This window comes from Micromonospora luteifusca, assembly GCF_016907275.1.
GTDB lineage: Bacteria > Actinomycetota > Actinomycetes > Mycobacteriales > Micromonosporaceae > Micromonospora > Micromonospora luteifusca.
In genome coordinates this window covers 4,876,287-4,893,767 of the sequence record NZ_JAFBBP010000001.1, presented here as the reverse complement: position 1 = coordinate 4,893,767, position 17,481 = coordinate 4,876,287, and the positions used below count along the sequence as shown (strand labels likewise).

At 71.3% G+C, this 17,481-nt stretch carries 13 protein-coding genes; 8 read left to right on the top strand and 5 right to left on the bottom strand.

Going from position 1 to position 17,481, the window contains the following annotated elements:
* Positions 1 to 21 precede the first annotated feature (21 nt).
* The 7 genes from JOD64_RS22345 (at position 22) to JOD64_RS22315 (ending at position 8,104) form a co-directional block, all read left to right on the top strand.
* A complete protein-coding gene (locus JOD64_RS22345) occupies positions 22 to 1,170 on the top strand; it encodes an exonuclease SbcCD subunit D (RefSeq protein WP_204943996.1) in 1,149 nt (382 codons plus the stop codon).
* Positions 1,170 to 3,644 (top strand): AAA family ATPase, encoded by a 2,475-nt coding sequence (locus JOD64_RS22340; protein WP_204943995.1) that lies wholly within the window; start codon positions 1,170 to 1,172, stop codon positions 3,642 to 3,644. Before JOD64_RS22345 ends, JOD64_RS22340 begins: the two co-directional genes overlap by 1 nt.
* Positions 3,645 to 3,819: 175 nt before the next feature.
* Entirely contained in the window at positions 3,820 to 4,779 is a 960-nt protein-coding gene (locus JOD64_RS22335; RefSeq protein ID WP_204943994.1) for a hypothetical protein, read from the top strand.
* 18 nt (positions 4,780 to 4,797) lie between these two features.
* Complete coding sequence (locus tag JOD64_RS22330) at positions 4,798 to 5,655, top strand: spermidine synthase (RefSeq protein ID WP_204943993.1); 858 nt, start codon at positions 4,798 to 4,800, stop codon at positions 5,653 to 5,655.
* A 126-nt stretch (positions 5,656 to 5,781) separates the two neighbouring features.
* The gene (locus JOD64_RS22325; protein ID WP_184183025.1) at positions 5,782 to 6,474 is read left to right on the top strand and encodes a sigma-70 family RNA polymerase sigma factor; all 693 of its coding nucleotides are present in this window, start codon (positions 5,782 to 5,784) and stop codon (positions 6,472 to 6,474) included.
* On the top strand, positions 6,471 to 7,253 hold the full coding sequence (locus JOD64_RS22320; RefSeq protein WP_204943992.1) for an anti-sigma factor family protein: 783 nt from the start codon (positions 6,471 to 6,473) through the stop codon (positions 7,251 to 7,253). The genes JOD64_RS22325 and JOD64_RS22320 overlap by 4 nt, the downstream gene beginning before the upstream one ends.
* Before the next feature lie 212 nt (positions 7,254 to 7,465).
* Positions 7,466 to 8,104 carry a hypothetical protein gene (locus JOD64_RS22315; RefSeq protein WP_239561545.1) on the top strand — a complete coding sequence of 213 codons (639 nt, stop codon included), beginning with the start codon at positions 7,466 to 7,468 and terminating at the stop codon, positions 8,102 to 8,104.
* Between the two features lie 87 nt (positions 8,105 to 8,191).
* Here the strand turns inward: JOD64_RS22315 and JOD64_RS22310 are convergent, their stop codons facing one another.
* From JOD64_RS22310 to JOD64_RS22290, 5 genes are all read right to left on the bottom strand, one after another.
* On the bottom strand, positions 8,192 to 11,035 hold the full coding sequence (locus tag JOD64_RS22310; RefSeq protein WP_204943990.1) for a stealth family protein: 2,844 nt from the start codon (positions 11,033 to 11,035) through the stop codon (positions 8,192 to 8,194).
* Positions 11,032 to 12,066, bottom strand: coding sequence for a hypothetical protein (locus tag JOD64_RS22305; RefSeq protein ID WP_204943989.1), 1,035 nt, complete (start codon positions 12,064 to 12,066; stop codon positions 11,032 to 11,034). The genes JOD64_RS22310 and JOD64_RS22305 overlap by 4 nt, the downstream gene beginning before the upstream one ends.
* A gap of 11 nt (positions 12,067 to 12,077) precedes the next feature.
* On the bottom strand, positions 12,078 to 12,392 hold the full coding sequence (locus JOD64_RS22300) for a hypothetical protein (protein ID WP_204943988.1): 315 nt from the start codon (positions 12,390 to 12,392) through the stop codon (positions 12,078 to 12,080).
* Positions 12,393 to 12,464: 72 nt separating this feature from the next.
* The gene (locus JOD64_RS22295) at positions 12,465 to 14,048 is read right to left on the bottom strand and encodes a stealth family protein (RefSeq protein WP_204943987.1); all 1,584 of its coding nucleotides are present in this window, start codon (positions 14,046 to 14,048) and stop codon (positions 12,465 to 12,467) included.
* A gap of 245 nt (positions 14,049 to 14,293) precedes the next feature.
* Complete coding sequence (locus JOD64_RS22290) at positions 14,294 to 16,111, bottom strand: stealth family protein (protein WP_204943986.1); 1,818 nt, start codon at positions 16,109 to 16,111, stop codon at positions 14,294 to 14,296.
* 420 nt (positions 16,112 to 16,531) lie between these two features.
* Between JOD64_RS22290 and JOD64_RS22285 the strand changes: the two genes are divergently transcribed.
* On the top strand, positions 16,532 to 17,452 hold the full coding sequence (locus JOD64_RS22285; RefSeq protein ID WP_204943985.1) for a DNA-3-methyladenine glycosylase family protein: 921 nt from the start codon (positions 16,532 to 16,534) through the stop codon (positions 17,450 to 17,452).
* Positions 17,453 to 17,481 lie beyond the last annotated feature (29 nt).

Below are 17,481 nucleotides of genomic sequence, written 5' to 3'. Positions count from 1 at the left end.
GAACGGAAGGCCAGCACAGTCATGAAGATCCTGCACACCTCCGACTGGCACGTGGGAAAGGTGCTCAAGGGGCAGTCCCGGGCCGAGGAGCACAAGGCGGTGCTGGCCGGGGTGATCGACATTGCCCGCGCCGAGCAGCCGGATCTGGTGATCGTCGCTGGTGACCTCTACGACACCGCCGCGCCGACCTCGGAGGCGACGCGCCTGGTCACCCGGGCGCTGACCGCGCTGCGTCGCACCGGCGCGGACGTGGTCGCGATCGGCGGCAACCACGACAACGGCCCCGCGCTGGACGCGCTGCGCCCCTGGGCTGATGCCGCAGGCATCACGCTGCGCGGCGGGGTCCGGGAAAACCCGGACGAGCACGTCATCGACGGCACCACGGCCGGCGGCGAGCGGTGGCAGCTGGCCGCGCTGCCGTTCCTGTCCCAGCGGTACGCGGTGCGTGCGCTGGAGATGTACGAGCTGACCGCGGCGGAGACCAACCAGACGTACGCCGACCACCTGGGCCGGGTGCTGGAGCGTCTGACCGAGGGGTTCCGCGAACCGGACCGGGTGCACCTGGTCACCGCGCACCTGACGGTGACCGGCGCGACCACCGGCGGCGGCGAACGCGACGCGCACACGGTGCTGGGCTACGCCGTCCCGGCCACCGTCTTCCCGGCCACCGCGCACTACGTGGCGCTGGGCCATCTGCACCGGGCGCAGCGGGTCGTAGGTCCCTGCCCGGTGCGCTACAGCGGCAGCCCGCTCGCGGTCGACTTCGGTGAGCAGGAAAACGTCCCCTCGGTGACGCTGGTCGAGGTGACCGCCAGCACCGCCGCGCGGGTGCGTGAGGTGCCGGTGACCGCGGCGAGCGCGCTGCGTACGGTGCGCGGCACCCTGGCCCAGCTCGCCGAGATCGAGGCACCGGACGCCTGGCTGCGGGTGTACGTGCGGGAGCAACCCCGCGCCGGCCTGCGCGAGGAGGTCCAGGAGCTGCTCCCCCGGGCGCTGGAGATCCGGATCGACCCGGAGCTGCTGGCCGCGCCGGGCAGCGGTGCCCGCATCGCGCAACGCTCCGGGCGTTCGCCGCGGGAGTTGTTCGCCGACTACCTGGACAGCCGGGGCCACGCCGACGAGGGCGTCCGGGAGCTCTTCGACGAGCTCTTCGAGGAGGTCGATCACTGATGCGTCCGATGCGGTTGGACATGGCCGGGTTCACGGTCTTCCGGGACGACACGACAATCGACTTCACCGATGCCGACTTCTTCGCCTTGATCGGCCCGACCGGTTCGGGTAAGTCCACGGTGCTGGACGCCATCTGCTTCGCCCTCTACGGCATGGTGCCCCGCTGGGGTGGCGCCCGAGGGTTGGCGAACGCGCTCGCGCCGTCGGCGACCGAGGCCCGGGTGCGGTTGGTCTTCGAGTCTGGCGGGGCCCGCTATGTGGCCACCCGGGTGGTGCGCCGGGACGGCCGGGGCAACGTCAAGACCGCGAACGCCGGGTTGCAGCTGATGCCGGCCGGCTTCGACGTGACCAAGCTGGACACCGGGTTGAGCCCGGACGACCTCGGCGAGGTGGTGGCCGGCACTCCCGCCGAGATGGAGCAGGCGGTGCTGGATGCGGTCGGGCTGCCGTACGAGCAGTTCACCAGCTGTGTGGTGCTGCCACAGGGGCAGTTCGCTGATTTCCTGCACGCCAAGCCGGCGACCCGGCAGCAGATCCTGGTCAACCTGCTCGGGCTCGGCGTCTACGAGGATGTGCAGAAGAAGGCGACGGCGCGCGCCGCACAGGCGGACGCCCGGCTCGACGCGGTCGATCAGCTGCTCGCCGGGCTCACCGGCGTGGACGACGAGGCGTTGGCCGACGCCGATGCCCGGGTCGACCGGATGACCGAGCTGGCCGCCGCGGTGACCGCGGCGGTGCCGGAATTGGCGGCGGCCAGGGCCACCGCCCGGGAGGCGGCGGCGGCGCTGACCGCCCTCGACGACGAGCTGACCGTGTTGACCGGGGTGCGCGCACCCGGTGGGGTGACCGAGGTGGCTCGTGCGGTCACCGCTGCGCGGGCCGAGGCCGAGGCCGCGGCGACCGGGGTGTCGCTGGCCGAGGAGCGGGAGGAGAAGCTGCGCGGCGAGCTGGCCGGTGCCGGTGACGAGAGCGCGGTGCGACTGCTGCTGCGGGCGTACGACGATCGGGACCGGCTGTCCGGCGAGGTCGACACGGTCCGCGCTGCGGTGAGCGCGGCGAACGACGAGCACGCCACGGCGGTGGCCGCGCTGGCCGTCGCCCGCGCGGCGGCCGAGCGGGCCGACGCCGAGCTGGAGGCGGCCTTCCGGGCGCACGAGGAGGCGAAGGCCACCGACCTGGCGGTCAGTCTGCGGGTGCACCTGCATGCCGGCGCGGCCTGCCCGGTCTGTGAGCAGCCGGTGGCGCGGGTGCCGGCGGTGCCGGCCGATTCGGCGGTGGCTGCCGCGACGGCGGCGGGCAAGGCGGCGCGGGCCGCGACCAAGGCCGCGCAGACGGCCGTGCAGCAGCGGGACGCGGCGGCGCGTGACCTGGAGCGGCTGCTGGTGCAGGCGCGGGCTCGCCAGGAGCAGTTGGAAGCCCGACTGGCCGAGCTGGACGGGCAGCTCGCCGGCGCCGCCGAGCCCGCGGTGCTGCGCCGGGAGTTGGCCGAGCATGCCCGGTTGCGGCGTGCCCTGGAGGAGGCGGCGACGGCGGTCCGGGCTGGCCGCGAGACCGCTCGCCAGGCCCGGGCCGGGGTGGACGCCGCCGAGGAGCGGCTGCGGGCGGCGTGGCGCGCCTTCGACACTTCCCGCGACGGGCTGGCCCGGTTCGGTCCGCCCGCGACCGACCGGGACGACGTGGCCGTGGCGTGGGCCGCGCTGACCGGCTGGGCGACGAGCGAGGCGGACCGCCGCCGCGCCGACCGGGCCGGCCGGGCTGTCGCCGTCGCCGAGGCGGAGTCGGTGGCAGACGCGGTGCAGCAGCGTATCGCCGGTCTCTTCGCCACCGCCGACGTGCCGGTCGGTGAGGACCCGGTGCACGCCGCGACCGTGGCGGTGGAGCGGGCCGATGCCGACCGGCGTCGGCTGCGGGAACGCCGCGAGCAGGCCGGGACGCTGCGCGAGCAGCGGGCCGGGCACGAGCGGGAGGCACAGGTGGCGCGCGCGCTGGCTGGGCACCTGCGGGCCAACAACTTCGAGCGGTGGTTGCTGGCCGAGGCGTTGGACCTGCTGGTCGACGGCGCGTCGGGGATCCTGCGGGAGCTCTCCTCCGGTCAGTACGAGCTGGTGCACGACAAGGGCGAGTTCGTCGTGGTCGACCACCACGACGCGGGGCTGCGCCGGGGCGTACGCACCCTCTCCGGGGGTGAGACGTTCCAGGCGTCGCTGGCGCTGGCGTTGGCGCTCTCCGAGCAGTTGGCTGGGATGTCGACCACGGCGGCGAGCCTGGAGTCGATCGTCCTGGACGAGGGCTTCGGCACGCTCGACGCGGCCACCCTGGACACGGTCGCCGCCACGTTGGAAAACCTGGCCGCCCGGGGCGACCGGATGGTCGGCGTGGTCACCCACGTGCCGGCGCTGGCCGAGCGGATCCCGGTCCGCTTCGAGGTGCGCAAGGATGCCCGGTCGGCGCGGGTCGAACGGACGGGCCGGTGAGCGCGAGGAGTGCAGCGAAGCGGAGCCCCGCAGTCGCGAACGAAAGGCTCACACCGGTGAGCGCGAGGAGTGCAGCGAAGCGGAGCCCCGCAGTCGCGAACGAAAGGCTCACACCGGTGAGCGCGAGGAGTGCAGCGAAGCGGAGCCCCGCAGTCGCGAACGAAAGGCTCACGCGTTGAGCGACGCCGCGTTCTTTGTCGACTCGTGGGATCCGGCGTATGGGGCGTCGTTCGAGGCGTCCGCTGCCGGACCGGCCACGCCGAGCAGCGCGCAGGTCGAGGCGGACGTGGAGTTGCCCGCCGTGGACTGGCGGGCGATCGGGGTACGCCCAGGGGTGCGGGCACCCGACGTGGTGCTGCTCGTCGACGGTGTTCGCCGGATCGACGCGAGCATCTGGACGGCGGAGTCCGACGGCGGGTCGTTCCCCGGTCTGGCCGCCTCGTACGCGGCCGGGGTGGTCCGGTGCGACCTCGGTCGGGGTGCGGCGCAGTTGGCCGGTACCCGGGTTGGTCGGGGCTTGTTCACCGCGAGCCCGTCGGCGCAGGACGTGGTGGCCGGTGCGATTCGTTACCCGGTGCACCGGGTGGGTGGCACCGGTGAGCTGGCGAAGCTGCCGGCCGCCGTGCAGGGTCCGCTGACCGCGCTGGAGGTGGCGGTGTCCGATGCCGCCCGGGTCGACGGTGACCTGCTGGTGGTGGACGGCCCGTTGCGTAGTCGCCGGCAGTTGCCGCGCACGCTCGGGTATATCAAGACCCAGCACAGCCAGTACCTGGATGCCCGGCTGACGGCGGTGGTGACCGGTATGGCGTCGGGTGAGCGTTCGCCGGTGTTCCGGCTGGGCACCGCCTGGGGTGGCTGGTCGTGGTATTTGCGGCTGCCGGTGGCGGTCGGCGCGCCGTGGGCGGGCATCGTCCGGGTGGAGTGTTCTGCCGACCTGCCCGTCGAGGCGGCGATCGAGTTGGCCGACCTGTCGCTGGTCACGCTGCCGCGCTTCGCCTCCACCCCGTACAAGGATCCGCGGGCCCCACAGAATCTGATCCCGATCGCCGGGCTGGAGCGCCGACTGCGTGCCCTGCTCGGCGATTCCCGACTGCTGCACCGCGCGTTGACCGCTGCGGCCCGCGCCGCCCGTTGAACACGGATACTGGTCGGGATGGGACGTAAACGGGCGGGTGACCGGGTGGTCGAGCAGGTGGACACGGGGCAGGCGGAGCTTGTTCCGGACCAGGACCGGGCCGGCTCGTGGACGCTGCTGTTGGACGGCGCGCCGCAGTCGCACGTCGACCTGACCGATCCCACTCATCTGGAATTCGAGTACGTGCGGCGGTTGGCCGCCGCGGTGGACCTGATCGCACCGGCGGGTGAGCCGCTGCGGGTGCTGCATCTGGGCGGCGGCGCTCTGACCCTGCCCCGGTACGTGTCCGCCACCCGGCCCGGTTCCACCCAGCGGGTGTCCGAGGTGGACGGCGCTCTGGTGGAGTTGGTCCGCCGGGTGTTGCCGTGGCCGTCCGATGCCCGGCTGCGGGTCCGGGTGGAGGACGCGCGGGCGGTGTTGACCTCCACGCGGGACGCCAGTTACGACGTGGTGGTCGCCGACGTCTTCGCCGGTGCCCGTACCCCGGCGCACCTCACGTCGGTCGAGTACGCGGCCGAGGTGGCGCGGGTGCTCCGCCCCGCCGGCTGGTACCTGGCGAACCTGGCGGACGGCCCGCCGCTGCGGCACGCGCGTGGGCAGGTCGCCACGGTCCGTTCGGTGTTGCCGCAGGCCTGCCTGATCGGCGACGCGGCGGTGTTGCGTGGCCGCCGGTACGGGAATCTGGTGCTGGTCGCCGGGCGGGTGACGCCGCCGGTGCCGGAGCTGACCCGGCGCGCTGCTGGCGACTGGTTCCCCGGCCGGGTGGTGGCCGGCGACGAGTTGGACCGCTTCGCCGGCGGTTCGCAGGTGGTGCGGGACGCGGATGCCACCGGCTCCGATCCGCCACCGCCAGGCCTGTTCTCCGTCCGCCGCTGACCGCCCGATCCGACGGCCACGCAGAAGTTTTTTCGCCGTTCGTTGATCCGCTCGGGGCGGCGCTGCGTACCACCGGGCGGCCCGCTTCGTGGGCCGGCGATGGTCACGGACATCCCGGAGGTCTGCATGCACGCGGTGGCGGCCGGTTGGCATGGCGATGCGGTACGCGCGGACTGGTTGTCGGCGCGGTCCTCGTCGCGGCCGACGTCGTCAGCCCGAGGGGTCGACGCGCGCGCGACGTCTCGCCAGAATGGTCCGGTGACGCCGCGACCGGCGCCCGGGCGCCATCAGGCGACGTCGACCGAGGCCAGCCACTCCGACCAGCTGATCCGGTTGCTCTACGCCGAGCACGCCGGGCCGTTGCTGATGTTCGTCATGCGACTCACCGGGGGGGACCGGCAGCGTGCGGAGGACATTGTCCAGGAGACCCTGCTGCGGGCGTGGCGCAACGCGCACCGCCTGGGCACGCAGGGACAGGGTTCGCTGCGGCCGTGGTTGGTCACGGTGGCTCGCCGGATCGCCATCGACGAGCACCGCAGCCAGGAGGCCCGCCCGCCGGAGACGTACGACCGGGATCTCACCGCGTTCGCCGAGGCGGACAGCACCGACCGGGTGCTGCGGACCATGACGGTGGCGGACGCGCTGCGTACGCTCAGTCAGTCGCACCGGGAGATCCTGATCTCGACGTACTTTCGGGGCCGGACGGTGCCGGAGGCCGCCGAGGAGTTGGGGCTGCCACTGGGCACCGCCAAGTCGAGGGTCTACTACGCGCTGCGCGCGCTGCGCACGGCTCTGCAGGAGCGGGGGGTGACAGAATGAGCCGGCCAGACCACATGGACGTCGCGGCGTACGCGCTGGGCGTGCTCGATGAGCAGGACACTGAGCGGTTCGAGGAGCATCTCGCCACCTGTTGGGCGTGTGCGGCCGAGTTGGAGACGATGGTTCCGGTGGTGGGGCTGCTCTCCGACATCGACGGCGAGACGATGATGGCGCTGGAGCAGACCGCGACGGATCCGGCGCTGCTGGACCGGACGCTGGGCGCGGTGCGGGCGGACCGCCGGCGCACCCGGTTTCGTCAGATGCTCGCGACGGCCGCCGCGGTGGTGGTCTTCGGTGGGCTGACCGGGTATGGCTTCGTCAGCGTGACCGGCAGCGAGCCGTCGCCGGGGGTGCTCGCCGAGTCGACGCCGAGCGCACCGGGCGACCCGGCGACGAACGGGCCGACGGCCCCGCCGAGCGGCCCGGGTGTTGGCGGCACTGAGGAGGAAGGCGACCAGGTCGAGGCCACCGACCCGACCACCGGTGTGCAGACCACCATGTTCCTGGTGAAGCGGGAGTATGGCACCCGGATCAATTTCAGCCTGCGGAAGCTGCCCGGCCCGCGTACGTGCCGGTTGGTGGTGGTGCGGAAGAACGGCAGCACCGAGGTTGTGTCGAGTTGGTCGGTGCCCAATGAGGGTTACGGCACCAACACCCGACCGCAGGGCCTTGAGTTGAGTGCTTCGACGTCGGCCCTGGCGGAGGAGATCAAGCAGCTCCAGGTGCAGTCGGTGGATGCGACCGGTGTAGCGAGCCCGCTGGTCACGGTGCCGTTGTAGTCTCGCGGAACGTATCGGCGCCGACCATTTTCACAATGGCCGGCGCCGATCTGTTGTTTCGGAGTGTTCCGGTGCTGGGGACGTACGTATGCCAGCCCGAATCAGTTCAATCAATTCGCGTGAAATTGACCACTGTTACTGCTTCAACCTTGACAGCCCGCTCTCCGTACCTATGGGTGAACTGCCAAGAATGAGGAGGGCACGTGGCACAGATGAAGCGGACCGTCATCGTCGCGAGCGCGATGGTCGCACTAACGGCCTGCGCTCCCGCGGGTTACGACGGGGCGAACTCGAGCGCGGCCGAGCCGGTCGCCGTCGCCGCGGCCGAGCCCACCGCGACGGCTGAACCCGAGGCGTCGGCGTCCGCGGAGGCGCCGGCCGCCGACGCGCCGCCCGCGAACGTCGACCTGACCGAGCAGTTGAACGGCAAGAGCGTCGCCCGGATGGGCAAGGTGGTCACCGACCAGGACGGCTGGATCCTGTACCGCTTCGACAAGGACACCGCCGACCCGCCGTCGTCGAACTGTGTCGACAAGTGCGCGGAGGTGTGGCCGCCGGCGCTGACCGACGGCAACCCGCAGCTCACCGGTGTCTCCGACGACAAGGTCAGCAGCGTGACCCGCCAGGACGGCACCCGTCAGCTCACCATCGCCGGCTGGCCGGTGTACCGCTACATCGGCGACAAGAAGCCCGGCCAGTGGAAGGGCCAGGCTGTTGGTGGCACCTGGTTCGTGGTTCAGCCGGACGGCAAGAAGAACCTGAGCTGCCTGCCCACCTCCACGCCGAAGGCGGTCGCGCCGCCGGCGAACAGCGGCTCGACCGACGCCGGAGGCGCGGGCTACTCGTACTGAGTCCGTTTGGCACCAGGACGCGGTGGTCGGTCGTCGCCGGGGAGGGCGCGACCGACCACCGTCGTGTCCGCAGGTTCAGCGGCGCCGTCACCGCCACGCGGCGGTGGACAGCCGGAGGTTGCGCTCACTCCCCCGTTCGAACTGGCTGGCGATGGGGAAGTAGGCACCGAGGAACGCCTCGAGGACCTTCGCCTGATCCTCCGCCGGCACGTCGCCGTCGTGGTAGTCGTTCAGGCAGAACACGTCGAACGCCCGGCTCGCCAGCAGGCTGTCCAGCCGCGGCAGGTGAGCGGCCAGGCCGACGTTGGCAAAGGTGCAACGGACCGAACCCGCCGTCGTCCGTCCGCTCATCAGCCCGAAGTGGTGCGCGAGGGACGAGAGCATGGACACGTCGTCGGTCGACCGGAGCCGGTTGGCCGCCGTCCGTCGGACCGCCTCCGGGAACGCCGCCTCGACCTCGTAGAGGGTGCTGCGTCGATGTGCGTGCGGAGCGTGCAGGAACGCGTGGATCAGCGTCTTGCCGAAGGCCTCCTCCAGCAGCCGCCGATTGTTCTTGCCGGCCACCGCGAACGCCTCGTCGTCAGGGTTGGGGAGCGTGAGCGGGATCTGCGTGGGACTACGGAACGACTTGGGCAGCCCACCCGGGTTGAAGAACATGTCGGGGCCGAACAGACGACCAAAGAAGACGTCGTCGTTGAGATAGACGAAGTGCTCGGACAACCCCTCGATGTGGTGCAGCTGAGTTTCGATGGCATGGGAGTTGTACGTCGGCAGAACCCCAGGGTCGGTGAAGATCTCCCGGTGGTCGACGATCTGGACCTTGGGATGTGTGGTGTCGAGCCACTCCGGCACCTGATCGTCGGTGACGATCCAGATCCTGTTCGCCCACGGTGCGAAGAGGTCGACCGACCTCAGCGAATACCGCAGCTCGTCCCGGCTGCGGAAACGTGCGGCGCCCTGCAGCGAATCCTGCTCGGAGTACCCGATCCCCAGAGTCTGCGCCCGACGGCGCGCCCAGGCCGGGTCCGCTCCGTCCACCCAGGTGTAGACGAGATCGATGGGGAAGGTGATCTCGTCAGCGAGCCGCCGCGTGAACGGGTCGACGGATCGGTAACTCTGCCTGCCCACGGTCACCACGGCAGGGGTGAGGGATTCGGCTGCCAACCGGTCTCCCACCAGGGTCCGCGATGGGCCGCAGAGGTCCGTTCCGTCCTCGGCGGTGTGCCAGAACTCCACGGCACACCCGTAGATGGTGCCCATCCGCAGCGTCTGCGACAGGGTCATCGCGGGTTCGAACACGCGCAGCCACGAGGCTGTGGCCATCGCGGTGACCCCTGGTGTCGCTGCGGCCGGCCAGACCCCCATCGTGCGGTTGCGCTGGTCAAAGGCCTCCACGTAGACCGGGCGATCGGCGTACCGGCGGGCGAGGGCGGCCACGACGGACTGTCGGGCCTCCTCTCGAACGGCCACCCGGAAGGTCGGCGACATCTGTCGGACGAGGAAGTAGTCGATGCCCGCGGTGTCGAGACTCTCCACCGTCAGGTCGAGGTTGTCCCGTGCGACCTCGTACGGCGTGGAGTCCCGCAGGCGGGTCAACTGCCCCCGAGTCCAGATCAGGTCCTCGCGTCCGGCCTCGACTCCAGCCGCCCATGCCTCGACATCGACCGTGCCCACGCTGCGGGCGGCGGCCCTGCTCGGCACCACGTTGGGTGCCGCCCTGCGGGCCTGGTTGGCCGCAACCGCGTCGAATCGACGTTCCGTCCATCCAGGACTGCCACGGTCGGCCAGCAGGTCGGTGAAGAGCTGCTCCCACTGCGGCATCACCCGCTCGACCGAGAACCGCTCCACATCGCGCAGGGCCGCGTGCCCCATCGCGTGCCGCAGGCCATCGTCCTCGATGAGCTTGCGCAGTGCGACGGCTAGTTCGTCGATGTTGTCCGGGGCGACCAGGAAGCCGGTTTTACCGTCCTCGACGACCTCGCGGGGGCCGTTGGGGCAGTCGTACGCCACCACCGGCACCGCAGCGCTCATCGCCTCGATCAGGGTGAGACCGAACGACTCCACGCGGGACGTCACCATCGCCACCGACGCCTTGGCCCACTCGTCCTCGATGCTCTCGGTGGGGCCGAGCAGTTGAACCTGATTGCCGAGCTTGAGGCCGGCGATCCGCTCCTCCAAGCGCGACCGTGACCCGCCGCCGAAGATACGCAGCCGCCAGTCGGGATGGTCCGGAGCGATCTGGGCGAAGGCGGCGATCGCGTGCTCGAACTGCTTCTCGGGGCTCAACCGACCCGCCATGACCACGGTGCGGGTCTCCCGGGTCGATCGCGGCCGGTAGCCCTCCTCGATCGGGTTGGGCAGCACGACCAGCCGGGGAGCGGCGTCCGCCAGCAGGTCGGCGAACCAGTCCCGGGTCGGTCGGGAGAGCAGCGCGATCGCGTCGGCCCGGGCGGCGAAGAGCCCGAACGGCTCACCGGAGGAACCCCGCAGCTCGGCGACACGGTGCTCCTGCGCGACGATCACCACGCGTCGGGGCAACAGCTTCGCGGCGACGGCGAGCAACGCGGGGGTGGTGGTGACCACCACGTCGGCGTCGGTCTCGCCGAGCACGCGTTCGAGTTCGAGGTCGGACAGCGCCGAGAACGCGCCCTCCCAGTGTCGCTGCACCAGCGTGCTGGGCGCGGCGGCGAGCGTCTCGGCGACGGCATCGGGCATCCCGCCCCGCACTGGCCGGATCACGCCGTCACGGGTGTCGAGAAGGTGCACCAGCCGAACGGCGGGATCCACCTCGAAGGGCACCTCGTCGCGGGTGCGGAGGACGCCGATGATCTCCACCTCGTGCCGACTCGCCAGCCAGTTCGCCTGCCGCAGGACGGTGCGTTCGGTGCCACCGATGGCATCGGCCCAGGTGAGCAGATAGGTGATCTTCATGAGTTGCCGTCCGTCGAGCGGGATTGAATGGGCAGGCAGGCCAGGGCGAGACTGCCTGCCGGGGTGAAGTAGGGGCGTACGCGGACCGACCGGCCGGGCGCGGCCCAGACGATCGCCGCCGGCGGCCGCAGGGACTTCTTGGGGTTGGCGAGGTCGTGCAGCACCATGCCGACACGCAGCCGGCGGGACTCGGCGTACAGCCGGACGTCGAAGATCCGCTCCCGAACGTGCCCGGCCTCCGTCATCGCCGACAGCGGCAGGCTGAACCGCAGCAGGTCGGGGCCGACCAGTTCACCTTGGACGCGGAGAGACTCGCCGCCACCGCGCGACTCCAGCCCCACCTCCACCGGCCCGTCGGCCTGCCAACCGACCGTCCGCACCTGAAGGCTCGCCCCGGTCCAGTCCAGTCGGACGTCGGTGAGTTCGGCCAACGCTCCGGGAGCCGTGACGGCGAGCGCGAGCCGGCCGGCTTGGTCGGTCACCGGCCGGTACCGGTATCCCGAGTCGGGACAGGGCGGGGCCGACACGGTGGGGCCGGCAGCTCGTTCGGTCGCGCCTCCGACCACCCGGACGGGGTCTCCCCCACCCGTTTCGCTGATCAGGCAGCACTCCACCCGCCACGAGCCACCCGGGGGCAGGTCCAGGCCGCCCGGCCGAGCGCAGAGCAGGACGGCGGCGGAGACGGCCAGACCGTCGCCAGCGTGACGCAGGTCAGCGGGCACGGTGAGCCGCGTACTGCCGTGGACGAGGTGCAGCTCGGCACCGACGACGTCGGCGGCGAGCGCGGGCGGCACCTCGAGGTCCAGGTTGAGGGTGTGCCCGTCGAGCACGCCCACGAAGCGGGCCTGGATCGACGGTCCGGCCGGCAGGGCGGCCCGAAAGATCCGCCGGGGAGCCGGTGCCCGCATCGTGCCCTTCAGCTGCGCCACCTGCCGAACCAGTTGCCGGTCGGCCCGGCGCAGGGCGACCCGCAGCCGGGGCCAGCGCCGCAGCGCGTCGGACGCCAGCTCGCGCAGATGCGCCCCGTTCATGCCAGCTCCGCTCATGCCTGTCCCCGCCTGTTCCCGATGGCCGTCCAGTCGCCGAACTGTCCATCACTGCCCGCCCGTCGCTGCCGGGACGCCCGCGGTCGTCCATCCACCCCGACGACCGCGGCCACGACTCGTCCGCTGGCGTCCACCGCCACGGCCGGGGAACCGACGAAGGGGACACCGGAGGTGGACCACGTCGTGGACACCCCACGCCCCGCCGGCTGCCAGGACAGGCTGGTCGTGCCGGTGCCGTCGCGGAGGTAGGCCGCGGCTTGGTGCGCCGGCGCGGAGGCGGCCCGGCCGACGCCCTGTCTCAACCAGAACATGGCGTTACCCCCGGTCTGGGATAGCGACGACGGGTCGCCGCGCGATGGCGTGCAACGAGGGCGGCAACCATGTCAGGCCTTCTCCCACGGGCTGGGCACCGGGAAGTAGGTGTCCAGAAAGGGTGTGAGGACCGCGAGCTGGGCGGTCAGGTCCGCCTCGGAGGAGAAGGCGTCGTTCAGGCAGAAGACGTGCCGGTCCCGGTGGGCCAGCAGGTGCGCGAGCCGCGCGGGAGTGTCGGGGTGGGACAACTCGGCGATGGTGTATTCCAGCTCGCCCGGCGCGGCCCGGCCCGTGTGGAACGCGTAGTAGTGGTGCAGCGACGAGGCGACCGAAATGTCGGTCATGCCGCGGAACCGGCTCGCGGCGGTCCCACGATGCGGTGCCGAGAACTCCTGCTCGATCTCGTACAGGACGCTGCGCCGCAGCGCGTGCGGCATGTGCTTCATCTTCTTGTTGAGCACTGTGCCGAAGCGCTCGGCGAGCAGTGCCCGATTGTTCTTCCCAGCGGCCGACGACGGGATGTCCTCAGCGCTCGGCGCGCCCGGAGGCACGAGCGCCGGCGACGGGAAGAAGCGGGAGATGCCGTTGGCCAGGAAGAAATCCTGGGGAAGCACCTCGGTGCCGAGGAAGACGTCGTCGTTGAAGTACAGAAAGTGCTCGGAGAGCCCGTCGATGTGATGCAGCTGGCTCTCGATCGCGTGCGAGTTGTAGGTGGGCAGCACCGATGGGTCCGTGAAGATCTCCCGGTGGCTGACCACGCGGATTCCCGGCGCCGACGGGTCCAACCAACTCGGCACCTGGTCGTCGGTCACCAGGTAGATGTGCCGCACCCACGGCGCGAACAGATGCACCGACCGCAGTGAGTAGCGCAGCTCGTCGCGGCTGAGGAACCGAGCCGGACTCGCCGCCTCGGCGTGGTAGGGAATTCCGGTCACGGCGGCGCGTCGACGTAGCCAGTCCGGATCTGTGCCGTCCACCCAGGTGTAGACGACGTCGATGGGGAAGGCCACGTCGTCCGGGGACCGGCCGGCGAACTCCGGCCGGCTTCGAACGGTCGTGCTGTCGGTGGGCGGCACCAGGCCGGTGAACAGCGACTCGGGTACGAGGACCGGAGGCGACGACACCTGGACCTGCTCCGCCACCGGGTTACGGCGAGGGGCGACGAGGACGTCCTCCTGCCGGGTCCAGAACTCGACGTCACAGCCGTACGCCGGCCCCAGCACCAGACGGTGCCGCGGATCCGTCAAGTACCAGGTCAGTCGTAGCACCGGAGCGTCGGCGACCCGATCCCACGTCCGTGGCTCGAAGCCCGCGGCCGGGGGCCGCTCACCGTGCTGCCGAGGTATGGAGACGTAGCCGGGAACTCGGGCGCAAGCAGCCGCGAGCGCGGCGTGCGCACGGCTGCGGTCGGCGACGTCGACGGCGACCACGGACGCACGAGGTGACCGACCGCGGACCTGGAAGTACTCGATGCCAGCCTCGTCGAGCGCTGCCGTCACGGCGGTCAGGTTCGCCGCCCGGGCCCGCAGCGGCGTGGCTGCCGGGTCGACGAGGGCAATTCGCGACGCCCGGTCCGCTGTCACGACCGCCCGGTCACCACCGGCGAGCAGTTCCGGCTGCCGTCGGGCCAACCGCTCGCCCCGGCGCCCCGCCACCAGGGCGTCTCGGGATGCCCGTGCGACCCACTGTTTGAGTTGGTGGCGTGCCCGCGGACTCACCTTCGTCGCGATCGCACGACGGGTCTGTGCGCTCAGCACCCGACGGTAGACGTCGACAAGCCCCGACGGCTCGGCGAGCGCCCGCGGCGGCTCCGACGATGGCGGTTGAGGTGCGGGGCGTACCAAGCTGGGCTCCACTACAGACGATGGCCGAAAAACGCGGGCAGGGACGATGCGGTGGGTCAGCCATCCATCCTCGGCGCAAAGCCCCTGAAGTCGGTGGCCGTGCTTAGCATGGTGTTGGGCATGGTGGGCGCGTCGATCGGGGTGCCTTGACGGGCATCCACCACCGAGCGGTACGACCGCCGCCACAGCTCACCGGCACCCACGGACCGCCGCTCCGCCACCACGTCGTCGGGCAGCTCGAACGGGGCGGGGAAGGGCAGGTAGCGCGGCAGGAAGTCGGCCAACATCTTTTCCTGCTCCTCGAACGACCGCGGGTCGGAGTCGGTGTCGTTGAGGCAGAAGACGTCGCGGTGCCGGCGGGCCAGCAGCTCGGCCAGTCGGGCGGGGGTCGAGGGGTGGCCCAGGTCGGCGTACTCGTACTCGATGTCGCCGGGGACGGCCTGCGCGGTCAGGAACGCCCAGTACTGGTGCAGCGACGACGGGATGGACAGGTCGCCGTGGTGACGGAACCGGTGCCGGGCGGTGGCCATCACCTCCTCCGGCAGCCTGCCCTCGATCTGCTGCATGATGCTGCGTCGCAGCGCGAACGGGGTGTGTTTCATCTTCTGCGTGATGGTCACGCCGAACTGCCGCTGGATGTGTCGACGGTTGTTCTTTCCGGCGGCTTTCACCGGCGGGTCCTCAGGATTCGCCTCGCCCAGGCCGAACTGCGCCGGTGAGGGGAAGAACTTCGCGATCCCGTTGGCGTGGAAGAAGTGGTTCGGCAGCAGTGGACGCCCGAGGAACACGTCGTCGTTGAGGTAGAGGAAGTGTTCGGCCAGACCGTCGATGCGGTGCAGCCGGGACTCGATGGCGTGCGAGTTGTACGAGGACCGGCCGCCGAGGTCGGCGAAGAGTTCCGCGTGTGAGATGAGCGTGATCCTGGGATGGCTCGGGTCGAGCCAGCTCGGCAACTGACTGTCGGTGATCAGAAAAATCCGCCTCAGCCAGGGCGCGAAGCTGTGCAGCGACCGCATCGAATACCGCAGCTCGTCGCGGTTGTGGTAGCGCGAGGAGTTCGCTGCCACCGCGTGCAGCGGGCCGTCGGGGGCACCGAGTGCCATCGACTTCCGCTTCTGCCACTGCGGGTCGGAGCCGTCCACCCAGGTGTAGACGGCGTCGATCGGGAAGCCAACGCGGTCCGGCGCCCGGACGGACAGATCGCGGCGGGTGCCGTAGGTGTGGTCGTCGGCCTCGGGCACGAAGTGACTCATCAAGGCCGCGGCCACCCGGACCGGTTGTGCCCGGGCGGGCGCCTCGTCGACGACACCGTTGCGTCGGGGCGCGCGGACCATGTCCCCGCGCCGGCTCCAGAACTCGATCTCGCAGGCGAACTGGGCGCCGAGGACCACACCGGCTCGGGCGTCGGTGACCGGGAAGCAGACTTGGAACACCTCGGTCGGGGTGGCGTCCGGCTGGTCCCGACCGGGTTGGACCTGCACCACCCGGACGTTGGCTCCCGACAACTCCGGCGCGGAGCGGATGAGGTGTTGCACCGCCGGCCGATGGTCGTCGAGGACTGCGACAGTGCTGCGCAGGTGGTCATCGTTACGGATGCAGTGGTAGTCGATGCCGGCAGCGTGCAGCGCGGTGGTGACGGCGGTGAGGTTGCGGTGCCACTGTTCCAACGGCGTAGCTGTGGCGACCACCTCGGCCTTGATTCGGACGCCGCCGTCGGACACGGTCACCCGGGCGCCCAGGGGATGCACGGTGTCGCCGCCGCGCGGCCGGGAGAGCGTCTGCACCAGGCCGATCCGCCGGTGGGCTGGCAGCACACCGAGCAGGCGCCGCCGCACCTGCGGCGGCAGAAGTCGGTAGACCTTCAGGGCGATCATGCGCTGGGCCGTCCGACACACACTCGTGCAGCCATCACTGCATGCCTTTCCACAGATCCCCCGTTGGCACTGCGTGGCGATCTAGCGCCGATCGCTCGCCGTGTTGGGCGGCTGTCGACGGACACCGATCTCCGGGCCGGGCCACGGTCGCCCGAGCGGGGACGATGGTGGCCGCCGCAGGTGACCCGGGACAGTGTTTTTACCTGCAGGACATCAAACAACCACATGATCGATACCTGACCCACAAGCTCTGGTGGCATAAGCGAGTTCTGCTCTGCTTTGCCGGAAGAATCCTGGCCGTTCGGGTGGTTCTTGCCACCGTTACGGCTGCCTGAACGTGCCCTCACGTTTCTCCCCAACCGATGGCGGGACCGGTACGGCGGTTGCCAGGGCCAGACCCTGACCTGGCAAAGTAGCGGGGTGACCGACACCGAACCCGCCGCGACCAGGGTGTTGCACCCGCCGGTCGGCTACCGGCTGGCGGCTTCCGTCCGTGCGCTCACCTTCAGCCCGTACGACCCGTGCGCGCGCGTCGTCGCGGGCGCCTTCTGGTGGGCCACCCGCACCCCGGACGGGCCGGCCACCCTCGCGCTGCGACCCGTCGGCGGTGAGTTGCTCGCGGAGGGCTATGGGCCGGGCGCCGAGCACGTCCTGGCGCGCGCTGACGCGATCGCCGGGCTGCGCGACGACCTGGCCGGCTTCACCGAGTTGGCCGGGGCCCACCCGCTGGTCGCCCGGCTGGCCCGGGAGCACCGGGGGCTCCGGATGCCCGCCACCGGGCAGGTCTTCCCGCACCTGCTGCGGGCGGTCTTCGAGCAGAAGGTCACCGTGAAGGAGGCGTACCGGGCGTACGCGGCGACCGTGCGGCATTTCCGGGAGCCGGCACCCGGCCCGTTGCAGCCGCTGCTGCTGCCGCCCGCGGCCGCCGCGGTGGCCGCCACCCCGTACTGGGTGTTCCATCCGTTCGGGGTCGAACAGCGTCGCGCCGACACACTGCGTCGTGCCGCAGCGCTCGCCGACCGGTTGGAGCGCAGCGCCGACGCCGCCGATGCCACCCGCCGGCTGACCGCCATCCCCGGTATCGGGCCGTGGACGGCCGCCGAGGTGGTCCGGGTCGCGTACGGCGACGCGGACGCGGTCAGCGTCGGCGACTATCACGTCCCGAACACGGTGGCCTGGGCGCTCGCAGGCGAGCCGAGGGGCGACGACGCCCGGATGCTGGCCCTGCTGGAGCCGTTCCGGGGTCACCGGGGCCGGGTGTGCCTGCTGCTGGGGGCCGCCGGCATCCGGGCGCCGAAATATGGTCCGCGCGCCCCGATCCGCTCGTTCGCCCGATTCTGACTCCCGACAGCTCGCCCGCAAGGGGATCC

Coding starts and splice junctions, on each gene's coding strand:
- JOD64_RS22345 (WP_204943996.1), top strand. CDS start 22: ATGAAGATCCTGCACACCTCCGACTGGCACGTGGGAAAGGTGCTCAAG.
- JOD64_RS22340 (WP_204943995.1), top strand. CDS start 1,170: ATGCGTCCGATGCGGTTGGACATGGCCGGGTTCACGGTCTTCCGGGAC.
- JOD64_RS22330 (WP_204943993.1), top strand. CDS start 4,798: ATGGGACGTAAACGGGCGGGTGACCGGGTGGTCGAGCAGGTGGACACG.
- JOD64_RS22325 (WP_184183025.1), top strand. CDS start 5,782: ATGCACGCGGTGGCGGCCGGTTGGCATGGCGATGCGGTACGCGCGGAC.
- JOD64_RS22320 (WP_204943992.1), top strand. CDS start 6,471: ATGAGCCGGCCAGACCACATGGACGTCGCGGCGTACGCGCTGGGCGTG.
- JOD64_RS22315 (WP_239561545.1), top strand. CDS start 7,466: ATGAAGCGGACCGTCATCGTCGCGAGCGCGATGGTCGCACTAACGGCC.
- JOD64_RS22310 (WP_204943990.1), bottom strand. CDS start 11,035: ATGAAGATCACCTATCTGCTCACCTGGGCCGATGCCATCGGTGGCACC.
- JOD64_RS22305 (WP_204943989.1), bottom strand. CDS start 12,066: ATGAACGGGGCGCATCTGCGCGAGCTGGCGTCCGACGCGCTGCGGCGC.
- JOD64_RS22300 (WP_204943988.1), bottom strand. CDS start 12,392: ATGTTCTGGTTGAGACAGGGCGTCGGCCGGGCCGCCTCCGCGCCGGCG.
- JOD64_RS22290 (WP_204943986.1), bottom strand. CDS start 16,111: ATGATCGCCCTGAAGGTCTACCGACTTCTGCCGCCGCAGGTGCGGCGG.